Origin of the sequence: Bacillus sp. SDLI1 (assembly GCF_001553895.1) — a bacterium.
In the GTDB taxonomy this organism is placed as follows: domain Bacteria; phylum Bacillota; class Bacilli; order Bacillales; family Bacillaceae; genus Bacillus; species Bacillus siamensis.
Genome location: NZ_CP013950.1, coordinates 2,655,676 through 2,676,989 on the forward strand (window position 1 = coordinate 2,655,676; position 21,314 = coordinate 2,676,989).

Sequence of the window (21,314 nt, forward strand, 5' to 3'; positions counted from 1 at the left end):
GACGGGTACTCCCCGTCTCTTTTTTTATGTGCAATGTGCTCAAAAATCAAAACGAAAATTGTCGATAGCGCCCAATGTTATTTGCGGAATTTTCAGTTATATTCTTTAACATGATATGTGAGGAAACCGTACATACAGGAGGGTGAAGATGAAAAAACCAACGAATGATCGGCTCAGCAACAAAGATTTACTGCCTTTAGAAGAAGGAGAACGGACATGGAAAGCGGTGAATTTTGCATCTATCTGGATGGGCTGCATTCATAACATCCCGACCTATGCGACTGTAGGCGGGCTCATTGCGATCGGCCTTTCTCCGTGGCAGGTGCTCGCCATTATCGTGACAGCATCACTCATTTTATTCGCCGCTCTCGCCTTAAACGGACATGCCGGAACGAAATACGGGCTTCCCTTTCCGGTCATCATCAGGGCTTCTTACGGAATATACGGCGCAAACATTCCGGCGCTTCTCAGGGCGTTTACGGCCATTATGTGGCTCGGAATTCAAACATTTGCCGGGAGCACAGCTTTAAACATTCTGCTGCTGAACATATGGCCGGGCTGGGGAAGCCTCGGCGGAGATTGGAATATACTCGGACTTCATCTGCCGGGCTTTCTGTCGTTTATTTTCTTTTGGGGCATTCATCTGCTTGTGCTGCGGCACGGCATGGAATCAATCAAAAAATTTGAAGTATGGGCGGGCCCGCTTGTTTATCTCGTATTCGGCGGCATGGTCTGGTGGGCGATAGATATTGCCGGCGGGCTCGGTCCGATTTACTCACAGCCGGGAAAATTTCATACCTTTTCTGAAACGTTTTGGCCGTTTGCAGCCGGAGTAACGGGCATTATCGGAATATGGGCGACATTGATTCTGAATATTCCTGACTTCACCCGGTTCGCCGCGTCGCAAAAAGAACAGATTCGCGGCCAGTTTTACGGCCTGCCGGGAACGTTTGCCCTGTTTGCGTTTGCAAGCATTACGGTGACATCCGGTTCACAGGTAGCATTCGGGAAACCGATTTGGGATGTGGTGGAGATTTTGGCCCGGTTTGATAATCCTTTCGTTATCGCTCTTTCGGTCATCACACTCTGCATCGCCGCCGTCTCGGTCAACGTGGCGGCAAACATCGTGTCACCGGCCTATGACTTGGCGAATGCCCTGCCGAAATATATTACGTTCAGAAGGGGAGGGTATCTGACCGCCGTTCTGGCCCTGTTCACAATACCTTGGAAGCTGATGGAGAGCGCCACGAATGTATATGCGTTTCTCGGACTCATCGGCGGGATGCTCGGACCGGTAGCCGGGGTCATGATGGCTGATTATTTTCTCATCAGAAAAAGACAGCTTTCAGTTGAAGACCTTTATTCGGAAAACGGACAGTACACTTATTACAAAGGCTATAATTACCGGGCCTTTGCCGCGACCTTTCTCGGCGCGTTTATCTCCTTAATCGGGATGTACGTCCCGGCGTTCGCCGGCATCTACGATATTTCCTGGTTCGCGGGTGTGATTGTGTCATGTCTCGGTTATACGGCGCTTATGTATTTCCATCCGCCTTATGCGAAAGCGGCGGGACAAATGGTGCGGGAAAGAGCGGCAGAATAAAAAAAGCCGGGGGCTTCCCCCGGCTTTTTGTCATATCAGTCTGCGATTGAAACGTTTCCGTCCGCTTCAAGCGGCGTTCTTTTTTTCTGGCTCCAGCCATACAGAAGTAAAGCAATCAGGACGAACAGCCCTGCTGCCAGATAAATCGAATGGAATCCGGCCGAAGCGACGAAGAGGCCGAATACATAGGACCCGCCGGCAATCCCGCTGTCAAAGAAAGTGAAGAAGGTAGCCGTTGCGAAGCCTGAACGGTGTCCGGGCGAGTTCTGAATCGCCAAAGTCTGCATACACGGTACGATAGAGCCGTAGCCGAGACCGATGACGGCGCCGGATAAGAGAAGCATGAGGGCGCTGTTTGTCATCGCCAGCATGCAAAGCCCTGCGGAAAACACGATAATCGACGGGTAGATGACGATTCCCGGCCCGATTTTATCAAACAGCTTTCCTGTGAAAGGACGGGCGGCCATCATCGTCACGGCGAAACAGACGAAGAAATAGCCGCTGACATCCAACAGATGGATCGTCTTTGCATAAACGGATAAATATGAAGTCACACTTGAATAACAGAAAGAAATGGACAACCCGACAATCGCGATTTTAAGCGCGCCTTTTTCAAACATGTCGGAGAAAGAAAAACGGAAGACAGTCGTTCCGCTGTTGTTTTGATCCGGCACGCGAATCATGAAAGCGATTAACAAGCCTAAAGAAACAAACACGGCAAAAATCGTAAAGAAAACCGGGAATGAAATGACTTTCACAAGGCTCAGCCCGAGAAACGGACCGATCGCCATGGCAAGGTTCATAGACATCGCGAAATAACCGAGTCCCTCGCCGCGCCGCTTGGCGGGAATAAGGTCAGCGGCAATTGCACCCGTGACCGTCGTTAAAATGCTGAACCAGATGCCTTGGAAAAAACGCAGTCCGAGCAGCAGATAGAAATTGTGTATCGGCAAATACAGATAAGAAGACAGGGCGAACAGCGCCAGAGATACAATCGTCATTCTTTTCTTGCCGAACCGTTCAATAATCGACCCTGAAAAAGGACGGGTAATAATAGCAGATAACAGGAACAGGCTGATCAAAAGCCCTCCTTGCGATTCACTGCCGCCAAGCTCCTGAATCATATAGATAGGCAGCACGGCCAAAAATGTATAAAAGAACACAAAGACAAATAAATTCACGAGTACGACCATAATAAAATCTTTGGTCCAGATCGAGTCAGATTTACTCAAAAGTACAGCACTTCCCTTTCTTTTTTATTTTGTTAAAAACACATTCAGAAACTCAGAAAAAGCTTCCTTATCTCCATCTTGGAAATCCGCAAGCATGTCTTCCTCGAACTTCAGCATCTCTTGATTGATGCAGTCATATTTCAATTCAGCTTCCTTCGTCAAGACGACGAGCTTTTCCCGCTTGTCTTCTCCCTGTTCCCGCTGAATCCAGCCGTTTTCTTCAAGGCGTTTGATCGTTCTGGTAACGGTCGGCGCCTCCACATTCAGATAGGACCAGATTTCTTTTTGGGTCATCGGTCCGATCGTTTTCAAGCAATATAGGATTGACCATTGAGAGGAGTACAGGCCGAATGGTTCCAGCCGCTCATTGGCTTTCTTCGTAATCAGGCGGGCGCATTGATTGATTTGATGAATGAGGCGTCTGTTGACGGGGATCATTTCCGTTCTCCTTTTCAAAAAACTTACCTAAGTAACTAATTGCGCTGTTTCATTCTACAGCAGGATCGCGCGGATGTAAAGCCCCCCGTTCAAAAAGCAGAAAATTGCGATCCGTCCCTTGTCCTTATTGAGTTTTTAGCATATTCCCAATTCATTGCTAATACACTGTTACAAACCTATCAAAGAGAGTGTTTGAGGTGAGGGATCGTGGGCATATTTCAAAAACCTTCTTATATAATCGGACAACAAAGAAGCTGCATCATCAGTGAATCTGTTACAGAATACGGATCTCATTTCACACTTCTCACATCCAACTGGGGAGGTCGAGTGGTGTGCACGATTACATCAAAGAGCGAACAATCAAGATTGGCAAGTATATCGTGGAGACGAAAAAAACCGTTCGTGTCATTGCGAAAGAGTTTGGTGTTTCCAAAAGTACCGTACACAAAGATCTGACAGAGCGCCTGCCTGAAATCAATCCTGACTTGGCGAATGAAGTAAAAGAAATACTCGATTATCATAAATCCATCAGACATTTAAGAGGGGGAGAGGCGACGAAATTAAAGTACAAAAAAGATGAAATTCTAGAAGGGGAGCCCGTTCAGCAGCCGTAGCGTCTGACGTCTGCCGGCTCCCTTTTTTTCCTCCTGGCGGTTTCACGAATATCCGCAAAATTTTGTCAAGAACTTATCTCGTTCAGCAGCTTTTTTTTGATAAATTATGATAATATATATAATTAGGGAACAATGTGGATATTTTACTGTGAAACAGATATCAAGGAGGATATAAATAGATGTTTGCAAGGGATATTGGAATTGACCTCGGTACTGCAAATGTACTGATCCATGTAAAAGGAAAAGGAATTGTTCTGAATGAGCCGTCCGTTGTGGCGCTTGATAAAAACAGCGGCAAAGTGCTGGCGGTCGGCGAAGAAGCCAGACGAATGGTTGGACGTACACCTGGGAACATTGTTGCGATCCGTCCCCTGAAAGACGGCGTAATCGCAGACTTCGAAGTAACAGAAGCCATGCTGAAACACTTCATTAATAAACTGAATGTAAAAGGACTTTTCTCAAAACCGCGTATGCTGATCTGCTGCCCGACGAATATTACGTCCGTTGAGCAAAAAGCGATTAAAGAAGCCGCAGAAAAAAGCGGCGGAAAGCATGTGTACCTTGAAGAAGAACCGAAAGTTGCCGCTATCGGCGCAGGTATGGAAATCTTCCAGCCGAGCGGTAACATGGTTGTTGACATCGGAGGCGGCACGACGGATATCGCAGTTATTTCTATGGGCGATATTGTCACCTCCTCTTCTATTAAGATGGCTGGGGACAAGTTTGACATGGAAATCTTAAATTATATCAAACGCGAGTACAAGCTGCTGATCGGTGAGCGTACCGCTGAAGATATTAAGGTGAAGGTCGCAACGGTTTTCCCAGACGCACGTCATGAAGAAATCACCATTCGCGGCCGTGACATGGTTTCCGGTCTGCCGAGAACGATTACAGTAAACAGCAAAGAAGTGGAAGAAGCCCTTCGTGAATCAGTTGCCGTCATTGTGCAGGCTGCCAAGCAGGTTCTTGAAAGAACACCGCCTGAATTGTCCGCCGATATCATCGACCGCGGCGTCATCATTACCGGCGGGGGAGCGCTTTTAAATGGACTTGACCAGCTTCTTGCCGAAGAACTGAAGGTGCCTGTTCTTGTCGCTGAGAATCCGATGGATTGTGTTGCGGTCGGAACCGGCGTCATGCTTGATAACATGGACAAGCTTCCAAAACGCAAACTGAGCTGATCATAAAACCTCATTCTTGAAAAAGAATGAGGTTTTTTCTGTAAAACCCTTCACGAAAGGGAATGTAAATCCGATAATAAGAAAAAATGCTGATCTTCATTATAGAACAAATGTTCCGGTTAGGCAACTGGAAATCATGCTATTTCAGAGGTGGAAGACTTGTTAAAAGGATTATATACCGCAACGTCCGCAATGATTACACAGCAGAGAAGAACGGAAATGCTGTCAAATAATATCGCAAACGCGAATACATCAGGGTACAAAGAGGATCAAGGTTCAATCCGCGCCTTTCCCGAAATGCTTTTGAGCCGAATAGAAGGCGACAAAAAAACGAAAATCGGTTCCGTCAACACAGGCGTGTACATGCAGGAGCTGAAACCATTGTTCACGCAGGGAAGCCTGAAAACGACCGATCAGCCGACGGATATCGCGCTTATGGAGAATCAAGTTCCCAAGAATGCCGAAACGAATGAAAATGCCGAACTGTTTTATCCGGTTCAGACTGCGGGCGGCGTCCGCTACTCAAAAAGCAGCACTTTCTCATTAAATGAAAACAATCAGCTTACGATAAACGGAAATCTTGTTTTATCAACAAACGGACAGCCGATTACAGTCGACAATGAAAAATTCACCGTATCAGAAAACGGCACGGTCACAACAAACGGCCGGCCGGCAGGGCAGATTGACATCAGAATGGAAGAAGACGTGCGCAATCTGAAACGGGACGGCAATGACCTATACAGCACGGCCGACGGCTCTGAACTGCCGAGTGCGGCGGCGAATCCCCAAGTCTCGTATACCTTAAAACAAGGCGTCTCGGAGCTTTCAAACGTGGACGTGACAAGCACGTATACAGAAATGACGGAAGCATACAGATCATTTGAAGCCAATCAGAAAGTCATTCAGGCTTACGATAAAAGCATGGATAAAGCCGCAAATGAAATCGGCAAAGTGTAATAAAATGGGGGACGTTCAATTATGATGCTCAGATCAATGCTGACGGCTTCAACAGCCTTAAACCAGCTTCAGCAGCAGATGGATACAGTCAGCAGCAACCTTTCAAACAGTGATACGACAGGCTATAAAGCGAGGGACTCCCGCTTTTCCGAGCTGATCAGGCAGCAGTATGATCAAATAGATGATAAAAAGGAAAATTCGCCGAACATGCGGAAAACACCGCCCGGCCTGCGTCTCGGCGCCGGAGCGATGATGACGCCGCAGCTGGATTCAGGGCAGGGAAGCATCAAAAAAACCGACCGTGACCTTGATATCGCGTTCACATCACCATATCAATATCTCCAGGCAGAAGCGGACGGACGGCGGGTGTATACAAGGGACGGCTCACTCACCCTCAAGCCGGCCGGCGGAAATAACCGGGTTCTGCAGCTGATGACGGCGGGAGGCAATCCCATCCTCGATGAGAACGGTCAGCCCATCCAAATTGACAGCTCGCTGACTAAGCTGAAAATCAGCAAAACCGGAACTCTGACAGCTTCAGACCAGGCAGGGACCCGTTCCCAGACGTTTAATCTCGGCATCGTCAATGTCAATAACCCTCAGGCGCTTCATGCGGAAGGGGATAATCTGTTTTCCGTAAACGGTGCGGGAGCTTCAGCGATTGAAGAGCTGACCGGCGCAAACCGGCAGGAGATCGGTATGGAGCAGGGGGCGCTTGAAAATTCAAATGTCGATATGTCTAAGGAAATGACCGACTTAATCGTGTCGCAGCGTTCTTACCAGCTGAACAGCCGCACGATTACATTGGGAGACCAAATGCTGGGCTTAATCAACTCAGTCAGATAATAAAAGAAGGGGCGTTTTGATCAGCCGCGCATGATGAAAAATGCGGCTTTCTCAAAATCGCCCTTTTTTTTGTAGTAATCCGTAATATCCTGAAGCAGCACTTCCAAATCCACCCACGCTTCAATTTTCTGCAGCTCCAGCACGAGCTTCTGCAATCGGTCGTACGGATCCTCCTGAGAGGTATACAGTGTTTTGAGCGCGGCCAGCTTCAGTTTCATGATGTTGCTCTGCACTTTGTCAGCTATGTATAATCCTTTCTGCAGCACGGTTTGTCCTTCGGCGGGGCATCCGGTTTTAAAAAGTGCTCTGACCGCTTCGTATACACAATGAAGGTAGGAAACGGGAGACTCCTTTTCAAAACGCTGATTGCCCAATACCTTTTTGTAAAAAGGAAGCGCCTCTTTATCTTTTTTCTGAGCGGTCTTTAAAAAACCAAAATTGTAATAAGCGTGGCACAGCAGGTTATTGTCATTGATGCGGTCTGTTATTTTTATGGATTCATTGAAGAGCTGTTCAGCGTCTTCATAGCGTGCCTCGTCTATGTAATTTACGGCGAGAAGCAGCTGGCAGCTGAGCGTTTTTTTGATGTAGCCGAATTCATTTTGATAGATCTTCAGCGCTTTGTTGACATATTGAATGGAAAGCGGAGGCGACTTCATCATGTAATAAGCACCCGCTGTTTTATAATAAAATTCAGCGGCTTCAATACGGTTCTGGATGGCCGGCAGGTACTGTTCGGCTTCTTTAAAGCGGCAGACAGCCCGGTTCGGAGTGCCGTTCACCATATGGAATAATCCTTTAAAAAAATGGAAATAATAAGTTAATTCATGATCCATCTCATCTTTGCGCCGCTTCAGCTCACAGAACAGTTTATTCAGGCCGTCCTTTTTCTCAAATAGCAGCTGAAACCGTGCAAAAAACAGCTGATATCTAAGATTGAGCTTTGCATTCTTTTGTAATTTGGGGAGATGCTGATTGATTTGTTCGTGAAGGGAACGGGCTAGATCGAATTGGCGTTTTCCCATGGCGTCATACCACTCATTCAGCATCACCAGCGTGCGTTTCTCAGTAAACTTAGCAATCATCTTCCAACCTCTTTGCTTAGGATAAAAATCTTTATTTATCATAACACATTAATGGACGAGGCTCATTGCCAGCTGGTTACAGTTTATAGCGCGGTTGAAAAAGAAATTGATTCATAATATACTTCCAAATGTACAGATTGGTTACCACTTATACCTTCTATACATACTATTGTCGATGAAGGAGATGTCAAGAGAATGCTTGATACTCAGCAAATTAAAGAAATTATTCCCCATCGCTATCCGTTTCTTCTGGTAGACAGAATTACGGAAGTCGAAGAAGGAAAACGGGCGGCGGGATATAAAAATGTGACGGCGAATGAAGATTTTTTTAACGGCCATTTTCCTGAATACCCTGTTATGCCGGGCGTATTAATCGTAGAGGCTTTGGCGCAGGTCGGAGCTGTGGCGATGCTGATTAAAGAAGAAAACAGAGGCAGACTCGCGTTTTTTGCGGGGATTGATAACTGCCGTTTCAAAAAGCAGGTAAAACCGGGTGACAAGCTGGAGCTTGAAGTGGACATTACACGTGCACGCGGGACGATCGGACGCGGAAAAGGCGTTGCCAAAGTTGACGGCGAGCTCGTGTGTGAAGCCGAATTAACCTTTGCGCTCGGAGAATAAAAATAAACAAATGGGCTTATAAAAAAGCCCATTTCGTGTAGAATGGGGTGAATGTAATGTGGTCAGAATTTAAAAGCTTTGCGATGAAGGGCAATATCATGGATCTGGCAATCGGTGTTGTCATCGGCGGCGCTTTCGGAAAAATCGTGACGTCACTCGTTGAAGATATCATTATGCCGCTTGTCGGTCTTCTTCTTGGCGGCCTTGATTTTTCAGGACTGGCAGTGACATTCGGCGACGCCCATATCAAGTACGGAAGCTTTATACAAACGATTGTGAACTTCTTCATTATTTCATTTTCTATTTTTATCGTGATTCGCACATTAGGCAAGCTGAGACGTAAAAAAGAAGCAGAAGAAGAGGCGGAAGAAGCCGAAGAAACAGATCAGCAGACAGAACTGCTGACTGAAATCAGAGATCTGCTGAAACAGCGGGCGCATCACAATGACTAGGGCATAAAAAAAGGCTGGATGATTAACGTCCGGCCTTTTTCATGATTATAATTTTTGTTTGAACGCTTCAATCAGCCGGCTGCCTGAATATCCTTCTTTCACGAGCGACTCCAGAATGCTTTCTGATCCGGGGTGATTTCTTGACACCATTTGACCGTAAATTAAAACTTGTATACTCTTTTCCAGCTCGACGATATTTTTGATGCTTCCCGTCAGCTGGGCGGGACGGTTGCTTTTTTTCGTAATCGTTACAAACACCTTCGCTTCTTTCTGGCTTTTCATCAGCATGTCAAAAAAAGAAAAGTGTTCGGCCGGCACCAGAGCTTCAATTAACCAATGGTTTTCACCGTCTTCTTTATTGATAATCAATCCGTCTAAAAGGGGAAACTGTTCAATCGGCCGATCGTCTTTATCTAAACGTTCCACATTCAGATCAACCAGTTTAAAGGTCTTCATCTCTATTTTCACCCCTGTTGTCCATGTTTTTTCGTTCATTTATTATAACACATATCACTTTTTCCGGGAAAATGCTGTAAGACATGCTTCATCATTTTTGTAGGCGGTCAACATTTAATCATTTCTATTTTTTCATTATAATGTAAAAGAATATAGTCATGGAGAGATGCTTATGAATCAATTGCGCCTGAAGGAAATTTATATAGAAGACGGCTTAAGGCGGGAGGACGATCATTCCTACTTAGTATCCAAAAAGGAAGAGTGCGAGGTGCATCTTAACAGAAGAGGGAATGTCGTCTTTTTGTATGAAACAAAAGACCGCATGGAACAGTATAAAATTCAGCTTTCGCTGACTGATAAAAAGCTGAGTTTTTACTGGTTCGCATGGGACGGCGGAAAGTTCGTCAGGATGTTTGAGAAAAACTGGCTTAAAACGAAACTTTTCTCGCGGCTGCTCAAAAATACATATTACATAAGCGGTCAAAAGAAAAAGTTTTTTTTATCTGAAAGAAAAGCGAAATCATAAGAGAGGCATAAACGGATAACGGTTTTTTCCGCTTTTTGCTTTCTGGAGCTCTTGTACTACAATGAAGCCACCCTCGAAAAAGAGAGGAGGATACGGCTTGTTTAACCACGTGATGCTTGTCGGCCGGCTGACGAAAGACCCGGAGCTCCGTTTTACATCAGCGGGCATTGCCGTGGCTCATATTACCTTGGCTGTAGCCGCAATTTTAAAAGCGCGTCAGGTGAAACCGGGACTGACTTTGTCAACTGCACCATTTGGAGAAAAAGCGCTGAAAACACAGCATTGTACTGCCAAAAAGGGTCATTGGTCGGTGTAAGCGGCAGAATCCAGACGAGAAGCTATGAAAAGACAGACGGCGTAAAAGTTTATGTGACCGAGGTCATGGCTGATACCGTTCGGTTTATGGATCAAAAACGGAAAGAGCCGCTGGCTGAATAACATGCTTTTTTTCCTCTTTTCCCCGCCTTTTGGCGGGCCCCGCAATACCCCCTTCCTATACGCCAGTCGAAAGACTGGTTTTTTGGTTCGGGGTCTAAAAAATGGTTAAAAAGAAGTGATTTTGCTTATAAACACTTAAAATAATTGAATGTTTTAAGATAAAAACTTATAATTACTTACAGATAAGTGACGAAAAAAGGAATGAGGACGTGTATCAAGAAGAAAGACTGATTGCGATAATGGAATATTTGAAACAGCATCGGCGGATCACCGCTGAACAGATATGTTCGCTGCTTCATATTTCAAGAGACACCGCAAGACGGGACCTTGTCAAGCTGAAAGAGCGCGGAGCCATTATCAGAACACGGGGCGGCGCGATTCTGCCGTCTGTGCATCAGGAAGTGCCTGGCTATTCCGGCCGGCTGAAAACCGTTTCTGAAGAGAAAAACAAAATCGGCAGACTGGCCGCCTCCCTGATCCATAAAGGAGACCGGATCATCCTGGATACCTCCACAACCGTGCAGGCCTGCGCCGAACATTTAAATGTCACTGGCTGCACTGTTATTACAAATTCGATCAATCAGGCCGATATCCTCTCTGCAAAAGAGGGAATTGACATTCATCTGCTCGGCGGAAAGCTGCAAAAGGAACACCGGTTTTTATACGGCGCTTCTGTGGTAGAAAAACTGGGGGATTATCACGCCGATAAGGTGCTGATCGGCGTTGTCGGCATCTCGGAAAACGGTCTGACGATACCGCATGAAGAAGACGGCATGGTCAAGCGTAAAATGATCCGGCAGGCGGAACAGGTGATTGCGCTGAGCGATCATTCCAAGCTTGGCTGTACGAGTTTTTATCAATATGCAGACCTGCACGAGGTTGACCTGCTGATCACCGATCGGCTGCCTGATCAGGATTTTTGTGATCTGCTCGACCGGCACGGCGTAGAATTGCTTGTAACTGATTCTGAAGAAGAGGATGAGGACATGTGAAACTGATTGCCATAGATCTGGACGGCACACTGCTGAACAGCAGTCATCAAGTAAGCGATGAAAACGAGCGGGCTTTAAGGGAAGCCCGGCAAGCGGGAATTGAAATCGTGGTGTCCACGGGACGCGCGCATTTTGACGTGTACTCCATATTCGAACCGCTCGGCATAAAAACTTGGATTATCAGTGCAAACGGAGCCGCCATTCATGCTCCTGACGGCAGCCTGTACCATTGTGATGCGATTGAAGAAACAAGGGCCCGGGGGATTTTGTCCTGGCTTGAAGAGAATCAATATTACTATGAGGTGTTTACAAACAAAGCCATCTATACGCCTGAAACCGGCAGGCAGCTGCTCGATATCGAAATGGATCGGGTAAAAAGCGCCAATCCGGAAACCGACCTTTCTATTTTGGAGCAGGCGGCTTCTGTGCAATACAGCCAGTCGGGCTTTGCTTACATTCAATCATACCGTGAGCTCTTTGAGAAAGAAGAACATCTGGATTTTTACAATATTCTCGGGTTTTCGTTTGATGAGCGGAAGCTGAAAGCGGGCTGGGACCGATTCAGCGATCAGAAAGACCTCACCCTTGTCAGCTCTGCCGATCACAACTTTGAACTGTCGTCGCGACATGCTTCTAAAGGGCAGGCGCTTAAACGGCTGGCGCAAAAGCTCGGCATTCCGATGGCTGAAACCGCAGCGGTCGGTGACAGCTTAAATGATTACTCAATGCTTCAGGCGGCCGGAAAAGGCATAGCGATGGGAAATGCGAGAGAAGACATTAAAGAGATCGCTGACGCCGTTACATTGACAAATGATCAAAACGGCGTTGCGCATATGATCAGGAATTTACTTTAAAAGGTTTGGCGATACTGTTCACGACTGGCGTGACGCATTCATGGCAAATGCGGCGTAACAGTAAGGACGGCATAAAAGACCGGCTCTTCCGAGAGAGCCGGCCTTTTTGCGTTTAATGTGATTGCGCCGATGCGCTGAGGGTGAATAATTCTTCAAGCTCATCGGATGACAGCTCGGTGATCCAATTTTCACTTTGGATAATCTGATCGTTCAGCGTTTGCTTCGTTTCGAGCATGGCATCAATTTTTTCTTCAATCGTTCCCGTCGTAATTAATTTGTGCACGTGGACGAACCGCTCCTGGCCGATTCGGTAGGCGCGGTCGGTCGCCTGGTTTTCCACCGCCGGATTCCACCATCTGTCATAGTGAATGACGTGATTGGCAGCCGTCAGGTTCAGGCCGGTTCCGCCCGCTTTCAGTGACAAAATCAGCGTCGGGTATTCTTTCTTCTGGAACCGTTCTACAAGGGAATCGCGTTCCTGCTTGGACAGGCTTCCGTTTAAAAACTGAACAGGCTCTCCGAATGTTTTTTCCAGGAGGCGCTTCATCATGTTGCCCATCTGAATGTATTGGGTGAAAATGAGGCAGCTTTCCCCTTGTCCGCGGATCGCCGCCATTAAGTCAAGCAGCTTTTCCAGTTTGACGGATCTCCCGTTTAACAGCTCTGTCTGTTCTTCCTTCAAATAGAGCGCAGGATGGTCGCATATTTGCTTCAAGCGACCGAGCATGCTCAGAATCAGTGCTTTCCGCTGCATGCCGGTCAGAGAAGCCATATGTTCAAATGTATCTTTGACAAGCTGCTCATAAAGGGAGGCCTGTTCGGCCGAGAGCGGGATAAACTCTTTTTGTTCCAGCTTGTCAGGGAGATTAAGCGCCACTTCTTCATCCCGTTTTGTCCGGCGCAGTAAAAACGGCCGGATTAACTGCTGAAGCTTGTTGATTCTTTTTTCGTCACGGTCTTTTTCAATCGGCAGCACATAGCGTTTATGAAAGCCGGTCAGGCTGCCGAGGTAGCCTTTGTTCATAAAATCAAAGATCGACCAAAGCTCTGTCAGGCGGTTTTCCATCGGTGTTCCGCTCAGCGCGATATGATGGACGCCTTTCAGCTTTCTGATCGCGCGGGACTGCTTCGTATGCGCGTTTTTAATATTTTGCGCTTCATCAAGGCAGATAGTGCTCCATGTCACGGAAGAAAGCTCTTCCTGATCGGCGTGCGAGAGGCCGTATGAAGTAAGAACGACATCTGCGTCTTGATAGGCCGGGACAAATGCTTCCTCCTTCGGCCGGCGGGGTCCGTAATGAAGCACGGCCTTCAGCTGCGGCGCGAAGGTCTGGAGCTCACGCTGCCAGTTGCCGAGCACCGATGTCGGCGCAATGATTAAGGCAGGCGCTTTTTGCCGGCCGCTTTCCTTCACATGGAGAAAATAAGCGATCATCTGAATCGTCTTTCCAAGTCCCATATCATCTGCGAGACAGGCGCCGAAGCCGTTTTCCCGCAGGAAGAGAAGCCAGTTCATGCCGTACACCTGATAAGGGCGGAGCTGGCCCTGAAACGCGGCGCTGACTTCATGCTCCGGCAGATCCCGGGCATCCGTCAGTTTGCGGATCAGGCTTCTGAGCTGCTTTGATAATTCGATCTTGACCCCGGCAAATGCCGATGAGTCAATGATGTCCGTGTCCTCTGCTCCGTTTTCCCCGTGATCCATCAGTTCGCGCGCCAGCACGTCGGACATGTGGAGACCCTCAGATTCCGCTTTTTCCATCAGTTTTTTCATCTGTTTAATAAATTGCGGATCAATTTTCACCCATTGGCCGCGGATGTTGACGAGACGTCTGTTGTTTGCGACAAGCTCATTGAACTCATCCTCTGTCAGCTCAATTCCGTTTGTGGCGAATCTCCAGTTGAAATCAAGCAGGGCGTTCATGCCGACAAAGGACTCGCCCCGCGGGGAGGATGACACTTTTGCTTTGAGCATCATATTGCTTTCCCGGACAATCTGCCACCACGATGGAAGAAGAATCTCCACGCCCATATCGACAAGCGTCTCACTCGCTTCTGATAAGAAGATCCAAGCCTCTTCTTCAGAAATGAGCGTCGTTCCCGAATCAAATGAAAGCCAGGGAACCGTTCGGCGGAAGCGGTCCTGTTCACGCGCGATTTTTCCGCTGTATGCCTGCCACGCTTTTTTCAGCCCCTTCAGTCCGTCGAAAAAGGTTATGGCTCCGGTTTTTTTCTCGCGTAAAAACATTTCGATTTTCCAGTCGTCACCGTCAAAATCAGGCTCGTTTAATCGCAGCCCGACGGTAAACGGCGTCAGATCATCATTCCAGCCGATTCCCTCGAGAAAATCATCTTCGTCCAAAAAGGAGCCTTTAAACGTATGAACGGCCGGCGAACGGGTTTCGATCTGCTGCCATTTTTCCCGCAGGTCATCATTGTACTGAATGTAGTCCTGAACCGCGGCCGAGAACCAGTCAGCCGTAAATCCTTCCAGCAAAAGCTCGCGGTCTTTAAAGCGCAGGACGCCGTTTTGCCAAGCCTCATAATCCGGAAGAAAATCGCCGTCGGCTATAAATTCGTATATCGTCGAAGCCGCTTCGATTAATGGTTCCGTTTCCTTTGTCAGCTGAACGGTGCTGAATGAATTGAACGAGTTTTTTCCGAGCAGCTCGACGGTCATCCACGGGCTGAGCAGAACGGCCGGGGTGCCGATGAAGCTGACGTCTTCAAGAAACGTTCCGTAAAAGGTGGACTCATGCCATTGGAACAGATGAGTCTTCATCTGACTGAGCGTAAGCGGCTGTTCTTTCTCGTCATGGCTTGACAGCGTAAATGTCCAATCTTCCATTTGTTCTACATGAATGAAAATTTCCTTAAGACTCGCCATCAATCAACTTTCCTTTCTGCAATTCTTCTTGAAGGGCGCGCAGCCTCTTGTAGCTTGCGCTCAGCTGGCTGATATACCGCTCCCAAACCTGCTGTTTTTTTGCCTTTTTATAAAGCGTCCGCAGTTTTTTCAGATGGCGCGCAGCCTCTTTATAGGCGCTGCGGTTTTTTTGATCGATAAAAAAGGCCGCCGCCCGGTGATAGGAGGGGATGAGCGCTTCCGGATCATTGGCGGCAATTTCCTTCAAAATGTCCTTTTCGATTTCCCAGACGGAAAAACCGACGAGGCTGTGAATCTCCACCCACTCCGCATACCGCCGTTTTTCGTACAGATACTGGCTGTACTCTGTAAAGGTATAGGGAAGGCAGCCGGAGGCAAACCGTTCAAACAGCTGATCATCCCGTGAGTGCCGCGCATAATCCGCCAGCAGCACAAACAGCTCTCCGATAATATCGCGCATTTCTTTAAACGGCTTATCAAGTTTCGTGTAGTTTACGGCAAGAGGTTCGATCTGACCGTACCATGTTTTCAGCCGTTTCCAGTCTTTTTTCGCGGTGAGCTCACTGAGCCATTGAAAGGTATAAGGCAGCGCTTCGGAAGGGAAGCGTGAAATATCTTCAAAGACCGCTGCATCATCTTTTTGCAAAAAGGCCAAATGAAGCCGGCCGAACCGTACTTCCGGCGAAAAACGGCGTCCGCTTTCCTGTGCGAGAATCTCCTGTTCACGCGCGACCCATTTCGGCCGGTTCAAAAGCGCGCTCCAAACTTCGCCGAATACCCGGAGGCGTTCGTATTGAAAAAGCTCTTCTTTCAGCAGAAGCCTGCGGATCACTGGAGGCGTCCGGTCCAAAAAGGGATCAAGCGAGAAAGACAGGGCATACGTTTTCAGTCTGTCAATGGAGGAGTAAATCGTATCCATCAGCTGTTCGACGTATGGGTTGATGCTGTAATAATCTTTTTCGGCATCCAGTCTGCCAGACTCAATCAAAGTAAACATGTGAAGCCAGACGGCAAGCGCCGAGTGAATCTGATATAAGCTTTTGAGCTCGGGTTTTTTCGGGGCGTGTTTTTTGAGCGCTGACAAATAGCCATAATAAAGCCCCTGCATCGTCTGGCTTCCGGCCGGCGTCCGCGCCTCCCACAGCGAGAATTCCGAATCAAAAAAAGCGAGCCAGCTTGACAGCGACTCTTCATTCGGCAGCACTTTTTCCTGAAACTGCCGGCGGACAAGCTCCCTGCTTTCCTCAAGCTTTTCTCTTTCCAGCCAATGCTCGGTAAAGGAACCGACCCGTTCAAATTGGGCATATACGTAAAGAAAAACGGCCAGCACTTGGCGGCAGATCGCCTCAGACGGGCATGCGCAGCCGCTTTTCACCATAAAAAATAAGTTCAGCGTGACCCTTACAGGCACAACATCCTGCACATACGCGGAAATCTCTGTCGGGGTTTGAACCTGTATACGATAGACGGAATCCTGCCGATATAAAATGAGTGCTTTCTTCATCAGCTGAACATTGTCTTCATTGTAAGGAAGAAGTTCTTTAAGCTGTTCAGCCGCTGCGAGCACATCTTCTTTAGCAATCATATCCTGAAGCATGATTATCGCTCCTAACGAGTCACAAAATAAAAAGATTCCAATTCCTCTATTATATCGCAACACATGGTCCGGAAAAAGTTTTTCCTAAAAAAGGACATAAAAACCCGAGTGTGTCGAATGATGTATTAGAGATTGCAAAACAGCACCCGACAGCATATAATAATCTTGTTTTCAATTTAATGGAAGCCGAAAGGAAACGAATGATGAAGAAAACGAAGTTAGATCAAGAGGAGTTTCTGAAGATTTTAATGCATGCGCACGACATCGGTGAGCAGTCCTCTGAGATGACCACAAAAGAAATGCTTGAGAATTTGATTTCTCATATTAAAAATGGATATGCAACATAAAGTCCCGCGGGCTCTTGACCGCGGGACTTTTTTAATCTTCCTGCGATACCAGTATTTAAAACGCTTACAAAAATAAACCGAATAGAAGTGTTTGTGTATTTTTGTCGAATATTGTCATTTGAAAAGGTTAGAAATGACAGTTCAAAGCTGTATAATCGTAATTGGAAAAGTTATTGGAGGGAATAGGAATACACGGAAAGTGATATGGAGGTTATATGGGAGAATCTTCAAGTATAAAAGAAATATTCGCAATACTGAGAAAGCGTCTGCTGTTTATACTTATTATCACCGCGGCGGCATCTGCCGCAGGCGGACTCATCAGTTTCTTCGCTCTTACGCCGGTCTATGAAAATTCAACGCAAATTTTGGTCAGTCAATCCAAAAACAATCAAAAAGAAGTCCAATTCAATGACGTTCAAACCAACCTCCAATTAATCAACACGTATAATGTCATCATCAAAAGCCCGGTCATCCTCGATGAGGTGATTAAAGAGCTGAATCTGTCCATGACTTCGAAAGAGCTGGAATCGAAAATCACGGTATCCAGCGAGCAGGATTCACAAGTCGTGACGATCGCCGTGCGGGATACGGATGCAAAGCGGGCGGCCGTTATGGCAAATACGGTTGCAGCCGTTTTTCAGGACAAGATCACGGCCATCATGAACGTGGATAATGTCAGCATTCTTTCAAAGGCCGAAGCGGCGGACAGCCAGTCACCGGCAGAGCCTAACCGTAAGCTGAACATCGCGATTGCGTTTGCGGCCGGACTTTTGGGCGGAATCGGTCTCGCCTTTTTGCTGGAACATCTGGATAATACGATCAAATCGGAGGAACAGCTGGAATCGCTGCTCGGCATCCCGGTCTTGGGAACGGTTACTTCAATCAGCGCAAAAGACAGCGTTGCCAAAAATTTGAGGATGGCAGAAATCAAACAAGCGGGAGGCGGACAAGTTGACGCGTAAAAAAGACAAGCCGGCAAAACGAAGCGTGATTACGATGTCAGAGCCGAAGTCCATCAACTCAGAACAATATCGGACGATCCGTACAAACATTGAATTTTCTTCCGTCGATACAGAGGTGAAGTCCCTTTTAATCACATCCGCAGGTCCGGAAGAAGGAAAGTCGACTACCGCGGCCAATCTTGCCGTCGTTTTTGCCCAGCAGGGGAAAAAAGTACTTTTAATTGATGCGGATCTGCGCAAACCGACGGTTCATTTCACCTTCAAATTGGATAACGGAACCGGCTTAACGTCGCTGCTGTTAAAACAGATTCCGTTTCAGAAAGCCGTCCTGCGGGCTGAGGAAGCCAATCTCGATATTTTAACGAGCGGGCCGATCCCGCCCAATCCGGCGGAGCTTTTATCGACGGGGGCCATGAGGGACCTTCTGTCAGAAGCAGCCCTTGTTTATGATAAGGTGATTTTGGACACGCCCCCCGTTTTGGCCGTAGCCGATACGAAAATATTAGGCAGCTATACTGACGGGGCCATTATGGTGATCTCAAGCGGGAAAACGGACAAGGAAAAAGCGGCCAAGGCGAAAGAAGCGCTCGATTATTGCCCGTGCAAGCTCCTCGGGGCCGTGATGAACGGAAAAAAACAAACGAAACACTCGGACTACGCCTATTATGGACAGTAATGTCATAATGGGCGCGGTCCATTCTTTTTAAGAAGGAGGGATTAAATATGATAGATATCCATTGTCACATCCTTCCTTCCATAGACGACGGCGCGGCGGATGATACAGAAAGCCTCGAGATGGCGAGAGAAGCGGTCAGACAGGGAATTGATACGATCATTGCGACGCCGCATCACGTGAAATACCGCTATGACACGGACCGGCATACGGTCAAAGAAGCGGTCAGACTGTTAAACAAACGTTTGAATAAGGAAGGCATACCGCTGACCGTTCTGCCCGGACAGGAAATCAGAACAGACGGAGATCTGCTGGCAGGTCTTCAAAGCGGCCGGCTTATCCCGCTCCATGATACAAAGTATGTGCTGGCGGAGTTTCCGGCGGATCATGTTCCGGCCTACGCCGAACGGCTATTTTATGAATTGCAGCTGAGGGGATATGTCCCTGTCATCGCCCACCCGGAGCGGAACAGAGAAATACGCGAAAACCCGTCCGTCCTTTACAGTCTCGTAAAGAAAGGCGCTGCTGCCCAAGTGACGGCCGGCTGCCTTGCCGGAGCATTCGGGCGGAAAGCGAAGAGCTTTTCGCTGCAGCTTATTGAAGCGAATTTGATCCACTTTCTCGCATCTGACGCCCATAATCTCGGATCGAGACATTTTTATTATCAGGAGGCGCTCGGCGTTCTGAAAAAAGAAGCCGGGGCGGAGCTGATTTACATGCTTACGGAAAACGCGACGCTTCTCGTTGAAAACAAAGCCGTTTATAAGGAACCTCCGCTGCCTGTGGCCCGCCGTAAGCGCTGGGGTCTTTTTTAACCAACTTCCCTATCCCGTTTAAATGAAGCATAAGCGGCTGTTTTGCAAGATGATCTTTTTATGCTTATGCTATAATCAGCGGCCGGCACCGTTTTTTCTATCATGACCGCAGGCTTCCGGCATTCTGCCGGCGCCGGGATCATATGCTAATAACGGTAAGCTGCCCAGCAGCAATTTCTAAACGGTTGGGGGAACACGATGAAAATAACAGTGATCGGAACAGGCTACGTCGGTCTTGTGACAGGAGTGTCTCTTTCAGAAATCGGCCATGACGTAACATGCATAGATATTGACGAACGTAAGGTTGAGCAGATGAGAAAGGGAATATCCCCTATCTTTGAACCGGGCCTTGAAGATATGATGAAACGAAACATCGGCCGGCATCGGCTGGCCTTTGAAACGAGCTATGAAAAAGGGCTTGCGGAAGCAGAGGTTATTTTTATAGCGGTCGGAACGCCGCAAAAAGAAGACGGGCACGCAAACCTTACCTATATTGAAAATGTCGCCGAACGGATTGCCGAATCTATTTCTAAAGATGCGATCGTCGTGACAAAAAGCACGGTTCCCGTGGGAACGAATGACAGGATCAGCGAAGTTATTCATTCACGGCTGAAATCGGACGTGAATATTTCAATCGCCTCGAATCCGGAATTTCTCCGTGAAGGTTCGGCGATTCACGATACCTTTCACGGCGACCGCATCGTAATCGGAACTGAAGACCGGCAGACGGGAGAAACGCTTGACCGGGTTTTCGCGCCGTTTGCCATTCCGGTTTATCATACGGATATCAGAAGCGCCGAGATGATCAAATATGCATCGAACGCTTTTTTAGCGGCAAAGATCAGTTTTATTAATGAAATCTCCAATATATGCGAAAAAGTCGGTGCGGATGTGGAATCAGTCGCATACGGAATGGGATTGGATAAACGGATCGGCAATCAATTCTTAAGAGCCGGCATAGGCTACGGGGGTTCCTGCTTTCCGAAGGATACAAATGCCCTCGTGCAGATCGCGGGACATGTGGAGCATGATTTTGAATTGCTGAAGTCCGTCATTAAAGTCAACAATAACCAGCAGTCCATGCTGGTTGATAAAGTGCTGAACAGGCTTGGCGGAGTTACGGGAAAAACCATTGCGTTATTAGGGCTGTCTTTTAAGCCGAATACCGATGATATGCGGGATGCGCCGTCCATTGTCATTGCGGATCGTCTGGCGGCTCTTGACGCCCGGATGACGGCGTACGATCCGATCGCTTCGTTCCGGGCTTCCGAGCTGCTTCCGGCCGGGGTTTCCTATCGGGAGTCTATAGAGGAAGCGGTCAGGGGAGCGGATGCCGTTCTGATTTTGACAGACTGGGAAGATATTAAGCATTTTCCGCTTGAAGCCTACAAAGAGCTGATGGAAACTCCGGTTATTTTCGACGGGAGAAACTGCCACTCGCTTAAAGAAGCGGAACAGGCGGGCGTGGAATATATCTCAATCGGAAGAAGAGCCGTCCTGCCTCAGACTGATTCTGTCACTTGAAAGGCCGGCGTCCGCGCCGGCCTTTATCATATTTATAATGATAATACACGGCAAAGGAGACGGTTATTGATAACCGGCTCCTTTTTTTAGGGAATTTATCATGGATATATAGAGGAGATCTGTGAATGAACGTGCCGGTTTCATGAGTCTTTTGGCGTTGGTGAAGAGCACCTCGGCTGATGAAAATAAGCCGTTTAACCTATTTAAGCCGCTT

The 21,314-nt window shown here is 47.6% G+C and carries 21 protein-coding genes and 1 pseudogene; 16 read left to right on the top strand and 6 right to left on the bottom strand.

Annotation, left to right across the window (positions count from 1 at the left end):
- The first annotated feature begins 148 nt into the window (after positions 1–148).
- Positions 149–1,603, top strand: coding sequence for an NCS1 family nucleobase:cation symporter-1 (locus AUL54_RS12815; RefSeq protein WP_060964080.1), 1,455 nt, complete (start codon positions 149–151; stop codon positions 1,601–1,603).
- A gap of 35 nt (positions 1,604–1,638) precedes the next feature.
- Here the strand turns inward: AUL54_RS12815 and AUL54_RS12820 are convergent, their stop codons facing one another.
- Positions 1,639–2,835 (bottom strand): MFS transporter, encoded by a 1,197-nt coding sequence (locus AUL54_RS12820; RefSeq protein ID WP_045926376.1) that lies wholly within the window; start codon positions 2,833–2,835, stop codon positions 1,639–1,641.
- 24 nt (positions 2,836–2,859) lie between these two features.
- Positions 2,860–3,273, bottom strand: a complete 414-nt coding sequence (locus AUL54_RS12825) for a MarR family winged helix-turn-helix transcriptional regulator (RefSeq protein ID WP_016937679.1) — start codon at positions 3,271–3,273, stop codon at positions 2,860–2,862.
- A 332-nt stretch (positions 3,274–3,605) separates the two neighbouring features.
- Here AUL54_RS12825 and spoIIID point away from each other — a divergent pair, with 332 nt between their 5' ends.
- From spoIIID to AUL54_RS12845, 4 genes are all read left to right on the top strand, one after another.
- Positions 3,606–3,887 carry a sporulation transcriptional regulator SpoIIID gene (gene spoIIID / locus AUL54_RS12830; protein WP_003151236.1) on the top strand — a complete coding sequence of 94 codons (282 nt, stop codon included), beginning with the start codon at positions 3,606–3,608 and terminating at the stop codon, positions 3,885–3,887.
- 179 nt (positions 3,888–4,066) lie between these two features.
- A complete protein-coding gene (gene mbl / locus AUL54_RS12835; RefSeq protein WP_016937680.1) occupies positions 4,067–5,068 on the top strand; it encodes a cell shape-determining protein Mbl in 1,002 nt (333 codons plus the stop codon).
- A 159-nt stretch (positions 5,069–5,227) separates the two neighbouring features.
- The gene (locus AUL54_RS12840; protein ID WP_047475848.1) at positions 5,228–6,025 is read left to right on the top strand and encodes a flagellar hook-basal body complex protein FlhO; all 798 of its coding nucleotides are present in this window, start codon (positions 5,228–5,230) and stop codon (positions 6,023–6,025) included.
- A gap of 24 nt (positions 6,026–6,049) precedes the next feature.
- Positions 6,050–6,871: a flagellar hook-basal body protein gene (locus AUL54_RS12845; protein ID WP_060965099.1), complete on the top strand. Its 822-nt coding sequence runs from the start codon at positions 6,050–6,052 to the stop codon at positions 6,869–6,871.
- A 20-nt stretch (positions 6,872–6,891) separates the two neighbouring features.
- Here the strand turns inward: AUL54_RS12845 and AUL54_RS12850 are convergent, their stop codons facing one another.
- Positions 6,892–7,956: a tetratricopeptide repeat protein gene (locus AUL54_RS12850; protein WP_060964081.1), complete on the bottom strand. Its 1,065-nt coding sequence runs from the start codon at positions 7,954–7,956 to the stop codon at positions 6,892–6,894.
- Positions 7,957–8,151: 195 nt separating this feature from the next.
- On the opposite strand from AUL54_RS12850, the gene fabZ reads away from it, so the two are divergent.
- Together fabZ and mscL are read left to right on the top strand one after the other, a co-directional pair.
- Positions 8,152–8,577: a 3-hydroxyacyl-ACP dehydratase FabZ gene (gene fabZ / locus AUL54_RS12855; RefSeq protein ID WP_003151242.1), complete on the top strand. Its 426-nt coding sequence runs from the start codon at positions 8,152–8,154 to the stop codon at positions 8,575–8,577.
- 56 nt (positions 8,578–8,633) lie between these two features.
- Positions 8,634–9,029 carry a large conductance mechanosensitive channel protein MscL gene (gene mscL, locus AUL54_RS12860; RefSeq protein WP_049627557.1) on the top strand — a complete coding sequence of 132 codons (396 nt, stop codon included), beginning with the start codon at positions 8,634–8,636 and terminating at the stop codon, positions 9,027–9,029.
- A gap of 45 nt (positions 9,030–9,074) precedes the next feature.
- On the opposite strand, the gene AUL54_RS12865 is transcribed toward mscL, so the two are convergent.
- The gene (locus AUL54_RS12865) at positions 9,075–9,485 is read right to left on the bottom strand and encodes a YwpF-like family protein (RefSeq protein ID WP_016937685.1); all 411 of its coding nucleotides are present in this window, start codon (positions 9,483–9,485) and stop codon (positions 9,075–9,077) included.
- Between the two features lie 172 nt (positions 9,486–9,657).
- On the opposite strand from AUL54_RS12865, the gene AUL54_RS12870 reads away from it, so the two are divergent.
- From AUL54_RS12870 to AUL54_RS12885, 4 genes and pseudogenes are all read left to right on the top strand, one after another.
- Positions 9,658–10,011: a hypothetical protein gene (locus tag AUL54_RS12870; protein WP_060964082.1), complete on the top strand. Its 354-nt coding sequence runs from the start codon at positions 9,658–9,660 to the stop codon at positions 10,009–10,011.
- Positions 10,012–10,123: 112 nt separating this feature from the next.
- Positions 10,124–10,449, top strand: a pseudogene (gene ssb / locus AUL54_RS12875) (single-stranded DNA-binding protein).
- 209 nt (positions 10,450–10,658) lie between these two features.
- Positions 10,659–11,441, top strand: coding sequence for a transcriptional regulator GlcR (locus AUL54_RS12880; RefSeq protein WP_060964083.1), 783 nt, complete (start codon positions 10,659–10,661; stop codon positions 11,439–11,441).
- A complete protein-coding gene (locus AUL54_RS12885) occupies positions 11,438–12,295 on the top strand; it encodes a Cof-type HAD-IIB family hydrolase (RefSeq protein ID WP_060964084.1) in 858 nt (285 codons plus the stop codon). The genes AUL54_RS12880 and AUL54_RS12885 overlap by 4 nt, the downstream gene beginning before the upstream one ends.
- A 112-nt stretch (positions 12,296–12,407) precedes the next feature.
- On the opposite strand, the gene AUL54_RS12890 is transcribed toward AUL54_RS12885, so the two are convergent.
- Both AUL54_RS12890 and AUL54_RS12895 read right to left on the bottom strand, forming a co-directional pair.
- Complete coding sequence (locus AUL54_RS12890) at positions 12,408–15,182, bottom strand: DEAD/DEAH box helicase (RefSeq protein WP_060964085.1); 2,775 nt, start codon at positions 15,180–15,182, stop codon at positions 12,408–12,410.
- Positions 15,169–16,779 carry a hypothetical protein gene (locus AUL54_RS12895; protein WP_060964086.1) on the bottom strand — a complete coding sequence of 537 codons (1,611 nt, stop codon included), beginning with the start codon at positions 16,777–16,779 and terminating at the stop codon, positions 15,169–15,171. Before AUL54_RS12895 ends, AUL54_RS12890 begins: the two co-directional genes overlap by 14 nt.
- Positions 16,780–16,982: 203 nt before the next feature.
- Here AUL54_RS12895 and AUL54_RS21215 point away from each other — a divergent pair, with 203 nt between their 5' ends.
- The 5 genes from AUL54_RS21215 (at position 16,983) to AUL54_RS12920 (ending at position 21,100) form a co-directional block, all read left to right on the top strand.
- Positions 16,983–17,126 carry a YwzD family small protein gene (locus AUL54_RS21215; RefSeq protein WP_014471134.1) on the top strand — a complete coding sequence of 48 codons (144 nt, stop codon included), beginning with the start codon at positions 16,983–16,985 and terminating at the stop codon, positions 17,124–17,126.
- Between the two features lie 215 nt (positions 17,127–17,341).
- Positions 17,342–18,088, top strand: a complete 747-nt coding sequence (locus tag AUL54_RS12905) for a protein-tyrosine kinase activator TkmA (protein ID WP_060964087.1) — start codon at positions 17,342–17,344, stop codon at positions 18,086–18,088.
- Positions 18,089–18,122: 34 nt separating this feature from the next.
- A complete protein-coding gene (locus AUL54_RS12910) occupies positions 18,123–18,764 on the top strand; it encodes a CpsD/CapB family tyrosine-protein kinase (protein WP_060965100.1) in 642 nt (213 codons plus the stop codon).
- Positions 18,765–18,811: 47 nt separating this feature from the next.
- Positions 18,812–19,576: a tyrosine-protein phosphatase gene (locus AUL54_RS12915; RefSeq protein ID WP_060964088.1), complete on the top strand. Its 765-nt coding sequence runs from the start codon at positions 18,812–18,814 to the stop codon at positions 19,574–19,576.
- A 198-nt stretch (positions 19,577–19,774) separates the two neighbouring features.
- Entirely contained in the window at positions 19,775–21,100 is a 1,326-nt protein-coding gene (locus tag AUL54_RS12920) for a UDP-glucose dehydrogenase family protein (protein WP_060964089.1), read from the top strand.
- The last annotated feature ends 214 nt before the right edge of the window (positions 21,101–21,314 follow it).